This window comes from Pseudomonas sp. 1L-C-7-B-C1 (assembly GCF_057291635.1).
Genome location: NZ_JBXAWH010000025.1, coordinates 1 through 8,179, shown reverse-complemented (window position 1 = coordinate 8,179; position 8,179 = coordinate 1). Strand labels below are relative to the sequence as shown.

Genomic DNA, 8,179 nt, shown 5'->3' with positions numbered 1-8,179 from the left:
AAAGCACCCCAAGTAACCAAGGGTGCTTGCTCTCGGTTTGGTTCCTCCTTCGTCGGAATACCCTCACTCCGGTCTTGCTCCGTGGGCCCGCGCCGAACGGACATCCATGTCCTGACGGCGCTCTCGCCGCATCCATGCGGCTCGGCACACTGCGCAAAACCTGCGTTCAGCTTGCACCAAAGTCGCGATTGGCGTCGTCTGGACCAACTGCGTATGAAGATCAAAAGCAAAAGGCAAAGGCAAACCAGATCACAGGCTTCCCGGCTAAAGCCGGTCCCACTAACAGCAGCGCATGCCTCCAGTGATAGTCGAGGCGACCTCTAATGTGGGACCGGCTCTAGCCGGGAAGCTTTTGATGTTGATCTTCATACGCAAGACGTCCGGACGACGCCAATCGCGACTTGGGTGCAGGCTGAACGTAGGTCTCGCTCCGTGGGCCGAGCCGCATGGATGCGGCGAGAGCTGCCCCCCGCCATGGATGGCGGATGGCAGCGGGCCCACGGAGCGAAACCGGAGTGAAGGAACCCCGAGGAACGAGGGGCCTAGCCAGGAGCAGGCCCCCTTGGTTACTTGGGGGGCTTTTTCCAAGTAACTCGCCGAAGGCGAAACAGAGGCCGTTAGGCCGACGCTCTGGATTTAGAAATACACGCTAACCAGGCAATCGAACGGTTTTCTTGTCGCCGGTAAACAACGCCCACGTCGACATAAACAGCGCCGCCACCATCGGCCCGATCACAAACCCGTTCAACCCGAATACCGCCATTCCGCCCAACGTCGAAATCAGAATCAGGTAATCGGGCATCCGCGTGTCCTTGCCCACCAGGATCGGACGCAACACATTATCCACCAGCCCGATCACGAATATCCCGAACAGCCCCAACACCACGCCCTGCCAGATCATCCCGCTGAGCAGGAAATACAGCGCCACCGGCGCCCAGACAATCCCCGCCCCCACCGCCGGCAGCAACGACAGAAACGCCATCATCACCGCCCACAGCAAGGCGCTCGGGATATCCAGTGCCCAGAAAATAAACCCGCCCAGCGCGCCTTGAGTCACCGCCACCACAATATTGCCCTTAACCGTAGCGCGAACCACACGGGTGAACTTCAACTGCAAGCGGCGTTTCTGCGGCTCGGCCAGCGGAATCGCGATGCGGATCTTGCGTGTCAGCTCCTGGCCATCGCGCAGGAAAAAGAACAGCAAGTACAGCATGATGAAAAAGCTGACAACGAAATCGAACGTGCCCTGCCCAAAGCTGAACGCCTGGGTAGCCAGGTAGTTGCTGCCCTGCATCGCGCTTTTGGCGATTTTGTCGCGCAGGCCGTTGAAGTCCCCCATGCCGAGCCGATCAAGCCAATGCTGCACATAGGGTGGCAACAGGACTTTGAATTCAGCCAGGTACTTGGCAATGTCGAGCTGACCACTTTCCACATTCTTGTAAAGCGTCGCACCCTCTTGAACCATCAACGCCGCGATGACGATCACCGGCAGGATCGCGATGACCAGACAGATCGTCAGCGTGCACAAGGACGTCAGGTTGCGCTGCCAGTTGAAGCGAGCCAGAAGGCGGCGTTGCAGCGGCGCAAAGATGATGCCGAGGATCACCGCCCAGAACACTGCGCCGTAGAACGGCAGAAGGATCCAGATGAACGCGATGGTCACCAATACCAATAACAGCAACAGGGTTTTACTTTGTAGCGCGGTTTCGTTCATGTTCCTTCCATGTCATTACACCGCGCCAAGCACACGGTCTGATGCTTAGTCCGCCAATCGCCGCAGGAGTGCCGCGCCTGAAGTGCAAGATCAATGGAGGAAGTGCGGGCAGCGGGCCCCGAGCCTGGCCCGCCGCCCCGGCCTAGATTCTGAACTGCCGGACCAACTGGCCAAGGCGCTGATTCAACTCCGTGAGATTGCGCGACGTGGAGGCGCTGTGGCGGGTTTCATCGGCCACGCTTTCGACCGCTACCGCGATCTGGTGAACGCTGCGATTAATCTCTTCCGCCACGGCCGTCTGCTCTTCTGCGGCGCTGGCAATCTGCGCGTTCATGGCGTTGATCGTGCCGATCAGCTGACCGATTGTGTCCAGCGATGCCCCGGCTTCATTAGCCCGGGCGGACGTCCCATCGCCCGCCTCGCTTGAGCGTCGCATCGCCTGCACCGCGCCTTGGGTGCCTTGCTGCAAGCGGTCGATCATGCCCTGGATTTCCTGAGTGCTTTGCTGCGTGCGGCTGGCCAGCGCACGCACTTCGTCGGCCACCACCGCGAACCCGCGGCCCGCTTCCCCGGCACGCGCGGCTTCGATGGCGGCGTTGAGTGCCAGCAGGTTGGTCTGATCGGCGATGGAACGAATCACCCCAAGCACACCGACGATGGACGTCACATCATTTTGCAGGCTGTCCAGCGAGGTGCCGCTGTGACGGATGTCGTTTACCAGCGCGTGAATCTGTTGGATGCTGCCGTCAACCACTCGCTTGGCGGCCTGACCTTCAGCATCGGTTTGCTGCGCCGCGACCGAGGCACCCTGCGCGCTCTTTGCGACTTCCTGGGCCGCAGCCGACATCTGATTGATCGCCGTGGCGACCTGGTCGGTTTCATGGCGCTGACGCTCCATTGCCTGCTCGGAGCGCTGCGCCTGATCGGTCACCTCGCCCACCAGCCCAGTCAGCTGCGCGGTCATCTCGGCAATCTGCCGGACCAGGCCGTGGATCTTGTCGACAAAGCGATTAAACGACCCGGCCAGTTCGCCAAGTTCGTCCTGGGAGGTCACCGCCAGGCGCTGGGTCAGATCACCCTGTCCTGCGGCGATATCATCGAGGTTGGCTTTCATCAGGCGCAGCGGCCGCAGAATACCGCCCGCGATCCAGAAACCCACCGCTGCGATAATCACCAATACCAGCAGCGTGATGCCAATGATGCTGACGAGCATATTCTGCCGGCGCTCGGACACATTCTTCTGCAGCTCTGCGACTTTGGCATCGATGTTATCCAGGTTGATCGACGACCCAAAGGCCATGTCCCATTTCGGCAGATACTCGGTGTAGCCCAGTTTGGGCACCAGTTCGCTCGACCCGGGCAGCGCAGAGGAATATTCCAGGTAATGAGTGCCCGCTTTCGCCACGTCAACCAGGCCGGCATTGACGAAAACGCCTTTTGGATCGCGAGCGTCCTTGAAGCTCTTGCCGATGCCGTCGGGGCTATTGCCCTTGAACAGCCGCACCGCCTGCGAGTCGTAGCCGAAGAAGTACCCGTCCTTGGCGTAGTTGACTTGGGAGAGCATCTTGATGACTTGCGCGCGGGCTTCCATGTCACCCGGCGCCGAGGCGTCATACAGCGGTTTGATGGTGCCTAGCGCAACAGCCACATAACTCTGCAACGTGGCTTTGGCCTCCGCGAGCAGGTGCTGGCGGGTTTCCTCGACTTCGCGCTTGCCCTGCTCACGCAGCATGATGACGGTGCTGGCGCTGATGATCAGTGCGAACACCAACACGGGGAGCACGGCGAGCGAAAGTACTTTGGCTTTGAGATTTAGCCGCATAGAAGTCATGACCCTTTGTTTTTGTGCGTTGAGTCGTTGGGGTTCCTTTACGGTTAACGGCCCGGCGCACAAAAAGTTGAGGTCACGAGGGTTGACGAGCGCTTTCGGTCCCCGGCAGTTGCGGGCTGAGTCGCTCGGGCAGATCGATACGCACTTGCAGCCCACCCAGTGGGCTGTCCAGTAACTGAATGCGCCCGCCCCACGCCTCGACGATGTCCTTGACGATGCCGAGTCCCAGACCGTGGCCGGTCACTTGCTCGTCCAGACGATTGCCACGGCCGATGACTTCATCGCGATGCTGAACAGGGATACCCGGGCCATCGTCGTCGATCAACAGACAGTAGCCATCAGCGCCTTTGGCGATGGTCAGCCTGACCTCGCTGTCGGCCCACTTGCAGGCGTTGTCCATGACGTTGCCCAACAACTCAAGGATGTCTTCACGGTCCCACGGCAGAAACAGATCCGCAGCGATCTCACTGCTCAGTTCCAGATGCTCGCCATGAATCATCCGCAATGTGGAGAACAGCCCGGGGATCTCCGCAGCGCAATCAAACCGTGCGCCTGGCAAGGCGTCGCCTGACAAGCGCGCGCGATTGAGCTCACGCTCAAGACGCTGCTGAATGTGCTGCAGCTGATCGCGCAAGGTGTCGCGCACGTGCGGGTGGCCCGCCAGTCTGTCGCCTTCGGCCAGGCTCATCAGCACGGCCAGCGGCGTCTTTAGCGCGTGGCCCAGATTGCCAAGGGCGTTGCGCGACCGTTTGAGACTGTCCTCTGTATGGGCCAACAGATGATTGATCTGCGCAACCAGCGGCTCAAGCTCCACTGGCACTCGCTCATCAAGTTGCGAGCGCTGCCCTTGTTGCAGCTGGAAAATCTGTTCTCTGGCCCTTTCCAGCGGGCGCAAGGCGCGGCGAACGGTGACGCGCTGCAACACAAGAATCAAAACCAGGGCCATCAGCCCCAGCCCGAGACCGATGCGCTGGACCAGTGCGAAACTGTCCCGCACCGGGGTGTAGTCCTGAGCGACGGTGATAGAGACGGTCTGTCCGAACTTGCGGTAATCGGTGTGCAGCAGCAACAGCGATTGATCGGTCTTTTCCAGGGCAAGGTCGGCATGCAAGCCGGGCTGCCCGGGATGCGGCAACTCCAGATCCCACAACGAGCGCGAGCGCCAATGACCGTGGTCAACATCAATTCGAAAATAGTGGCCGGAATAGGGTCGCTGATAGCCGGGCGACAGCCGATGCTCATCGAGCTGCAGGCCGCCGGGGCCACGCACCAATGCCACTAGCAGCAGCTCGCTCTCATTGCGCAGGCCTGATTCCAGGTAACGCTGCAAGCCAACTTCGAAGAGCCACAGGCTGATCTGTGCCAGGACCAGTCCAACAATCAGCAGCACGCTGATCAGGCCCAGACTCAGGCGTCGCTGTATCGACCTCACTCGCCCGTCCCGGCAAAACGATAGCCTTGCCCGCGCCGCGTCTCGACCACGGCCCGACCCAGCTTGCGGCGCAAATGATTGACGTGGACCTCGATCACGTTCGAGTCGCGCTCGTTCTCCCCATCATAAAGATGCTCGGCCAGATGACTTTTGGAGAGAATCTGGCCGGGATGCAGCATGAAATAACGCAGCAGGCGAAACTCTGCAGCAGTGAGCTGGACTTCCTCCTCCCCGCGACTGACGCACTGGCGCCCTTCGTCCAGGTGCAGGCCAGCGGATTCGAGCTTGGGCTGATTGGCCAGACCTCGGACACGGCGAAGCAGCGCCTGTATGCGCAGCTGCAGTTCTTCGGGGTGAAAGGGTTTGGTCAGATAATCGTCGGCGCCGGCCTTTAGACCTTCGATACGTTCGGCCCAGGAGGCCCGCGCCGTCAGGATGAGTACGGGGGTGGACAGCCCGCCCGCGCGCCACTTCTGCAACACCTCAAGCCCGGGAACGCCTGGCAGGCCGAGGTCAAGCACGATCAAGTCGTAAGGCTCTGTGGCGCCTTGATGAATAGCGTCGCGGCCGTCGGTCAGCCAGTCAATCGCGTAACCCTGCCGGCCCAGTGTACTGATGAGCTCGTCCGCCAAGGGAACGTGGTCCTCAACCAATAACAAACGCATCAATCGTCTTCCTTGTCTTGCAACAGGCGGCTGTCACCGGCATCAAATTTGAGTTCGCGCACGACATGATCGGCGGTGAGAAGCTCGATCTCGTACACCAACACGCCGTGCTTTTCTTCAAGTTCGGCTTCAAGCAGCTTGGAGCCGGGGTAACGTCCCAGTGCCTGATCGATGAACTGCTCAAGCGGCAGAATCACACCTCTCCTGCGCAGCTCAAGCACCTCGTCCTGATTCAGGTCCCGAGCCAGGCACGCGACGCTTGGGGCGACCGCACAGGCGGCCACAAGACAGTAAACGAAACGCTTGGCGGCACGCTTACTGGCGATCATCAGGCGTCCTGGTGGTCTTTGAGTATCTGGCCGCTGACGGCATCGACTTCAACGTCCCACTCCACACCTTGAGCATCTCGCAGTTCGATCTGGTAAACGTACTTGCCATATTCCTGTTCCAGCTCGGTGTCCGTGATAGTGGATTTCGGGTGCTTGGCCAACGCGACGGCGTTGAGCTTTTCAAAGGATTGAATAGTACCTGCATCCCGCAGTTTCAGCGCCTCGTCAGGACCAAGGTCTCGAGCCTGGACGTAACCTGCTGTGAAAGTGAATGCGGTGGCAGCGATGAAGGCAGTCAGGATTTTCATGGTGGATCTCCGTTGGGTTCTGGTTGGTTACGGAGCCCACCATAAACGCGCGAACTTAATTGAAGCTGAATTTATCTGGCTACGTGCCACTACCCTATCAACCGTCAGTCGATGAAGGCGGGATCCACGGTATTATTCGCCCCAGTCCGACCCCGGAGGGGCCATGAGCAACATTCACATCAAACACCCTTCATTGACTATCAAGGCCGGCAGGCGCGCGATGACGCGGATCAGGGAGCAAGGCCTGTCGCCGATTGACGTTGGCATTATCCCTGGCGCGGCAGGAGGCCCGAAAGCACTGGGCATTCAGGGCCTGGATCTGGCGCTGTTTGGCGAATGGCTCCCCCGAGCTCAACGGGAGCGATCATTGATTGGCGCTTCCATCGGTTCGTGGCGCTTTGCAAGCGCATGCCTGCCGGACCCCGTTGCAGGTCTTCAGCGACTTGGGCGTTTGTACAACGAGCAGAGTTTCGCCAAAGGCGTAACGATGGCGCAGGTCTCCCGCAGCTGTGTGACGATGCTTGATGCGCTTTTGCAGGCGGATGACGCACACGTCCTGGCGAATCCCCATTACCGTCTCAACGTAATGATCGTCAAAAGCCGGGGCTTGCTTGCCCGGGATCATCGCGCAGGGTTGAGTCTGGGACTGGGGGCCGTCATCGCTGACAACCTGATCGGGCGCGCGCGCCTGTCACGGCATTTCGAGCGGCTGATCATGCACGACCCGCGCCTTGCCCCTCCCCTCCTGCCATTGACTGATTTCCCATCCCGATGCTTGCCACTGGACACATCGAACCTGCGCCAGGCATTGCTGGCGTCAGGCTCCATTCCGATGGTAATGGAGGGTGTTCCAGAGATACCCGGTATCGGCGCAGGAATGTTCCGGGATGGCGGCCTGCTTGACTACCACTTGGATCTTCCATACAGCGGAAGCGACATTGTGCTGTATCCGCATTTCACCGACAAAATCATCCCGGGCTGGTTTGACAAGACACTGCCCTGGCGCAGAGGCGATCAGACTCGGCTTCAAGACGTCGTGCTGCTTGCGCCCTCCAAGGAGTACCTGACTACGCTGCCCTACGGCAAGCTGCCTGATCGGAGCGACTTTAAACGGTTCGTAGGCAGGGATGCGGAACGGCAACGGTACTGGCGTGCTGCAATGGAAAGCAGTCAGCGGCTGGGGGACGAATTTCTTGAACTCGTTGACACGGGCCGTCTCGCCCACCGACTGGAGCCTCTGGTTTAACCACGCGGCCAGGTCTGCCTGTCACTCGCTAAACCATTACTGATAAACTCGCCGCTTGCATTTATCGCGCTGGCGATCGCCACTTCTCAAGGCTTATATCACCGTGGAAATTTTTAAAGAGTTTACGTTCGAGTCCGCTCACCGGCTCCCTCACGTGCCTGATGGGCACAAGTGCGGACGTCTGCACGGTCACTCCTTTCGTATAGCGATCTACCTACAGGGCGAACCCGATCCCCATACCGGATGGATTCGCGATTTCTCTGAGATCAAAACCATCTTCAAACCTCTGTACGAGCGGCTGGACCACAACTACCTCAACGACATTCCCGGCCTGGAAAACCCGACCAGTGAAGTGTTGGTGAAGTGGATTTGGAAAGAATTGAAACCACTGCTGCCAGAGCTGTCCGCTATACGGATTCATGAGACATGCACCAGCGGGTGCGTGTATCGCGGTGACTGACCAATGCTGGCAGAAGAAAAGACCACCCTAGCGGGTGGTTTTTTTGCGAGAAACTTTGTTTTTTTGCGCGCAAAAACAAAACCCCATCTGCTTTCGCAAATGGGGTTTCGGAATTTAATCTTGACGATGACCTACTCTCACATGGGGAAACCCCACACTACCATCGGCGATGCATCGTTTCACTGCTGAGTTCG

General features: G+C 59.3%; 8 protein-coding genes and 1 rRNA gene. 2 read left to right on the top strand and 7 right to left on the bottom strand.

Annotation, left to right across the window (positions count from 1 at the left end; translation table 11 throughout):
* Window positions 1-649 precede the first annotated feature (649 nt).
* The 6 genes from AC0Z8Z_RS25150 to AC0Z8Z_RS25125 form a co-directional block, all read right to left on the bottom strand.
* On the bottom strand, window positions 650-1,714 hold the full coding sequence (locus AC0Z8Z_RS25150) for an AI-2E family transporter (RefSeq protein WP_122536323.1): 1,065 nt from the start codon (window positions 1,712-1,714) through the stop codon (window positions 650-652).
* Window positions 1,715-1,856: 142 nt separating this feature from the next.
* A complete protein-coding gene (locus AC0Z8Z_RS25145; protein WP_485620938.1) occupies window positions 1,857-3,536 on the bottom strand; it encodes a methyl-accepting chemotaxis protein in 1,680 nt (559 codons plus the stop codon).
* 82 nt (window positions 3,537-3,618) lie between these two features.
* A complete protein-coding gene (locus AC0Z8Z_RS25140; protein ID WP_485620937.1) occupies window positions 3,619-4,977 on the bottom strand; it encodes an ATP-binding protein in 1,359 nt (452 codons plus the stop codon).
* Complete coding sequence (locus AC0Z8Z_RS25135; protein WP_122536321.1) at window positions 4,974-5,642, bottom strand: response regulator transcription factor; 669 nt, start codon at window positions 5,640-5,642, stop codon at window positions 4,974-4,976. Before AC0Z8Z_RS25135 ends, AC0Z8Z_RS25140 begins: the two co-directional genes overlap by 4 nt.
* Window positions 5,642-5,971 (bottom strand): PepSY domain-containing protein, encoded by a 330-nt coding sequence (locus AC0Z8Z_RS25130; protein WP_485620936.1) that lies wholly within the window; start codon window positions 5,969-5,971, stop codon window positions 5,642-5,644. Before AC0Z8Z_RS25130 ends, AC0Z8Z_RS25135 begins: the two co-directional genes overlap by 1 nt.
* Window positions 5,971-6,279: a PepSY domain-containing protein gene (locus AC0Z8Z_RS25125; RefSeq protein ID WP_122536319.1), complete on the bottom strand. Its 309-nt coding sequence runs from the start codon at window positions 6,277-6,279 to the stop codon at window positions 5,971-5,973. The genes AC0Z8Z_RS25130 and AC0Z8Z_RS25125 overlap by 1 nt, the downstream gene beginning before the upstream one ends.
* Window positions 6,280-6,442: 163 nt before the next feature.
* Between AC0Z8Z_RS25125 and AC0Z8Z_RS25120 the strand changes: the two genes are divergently transcribed.
* Window positions 6,443-7,525 (top strand): patatin-like phospholipase family protein, encoded by a 1,083-nt coding sequence (locus tag AC0Z8Z_RS25120; protein ID WP_485620935.1) that lies wholly within the window; start codon window positions 6,443-6,445, stop codon window positions 7,523-7,525.
* A 103-nt stretch (window positions 7,526-7,628) separates the two neighbouring features.
* Window positions 7,629-7,985, top strand: a complete 357-nt coding sequence (gene queD / locus AC0Z8Z_RS25115; RefSeq protein ID WP_172611443.1) for a 6-carboxytetrahydropterin synthase QueD — start codon at window positions 7,629-7,631, stop codon at window positions 7,983-7,985.
* 118 nt (window positions 7,986-8,103) lie between these two features.
* Here the strand turns inward: queD and rrf are convergent.
* A 5S ribosomal RNA gene (gene rrf / locus AC0Z8Z_RS25110) occupies window positions 8,104-8,179 on the bottom strand; the annotation flags it as partial.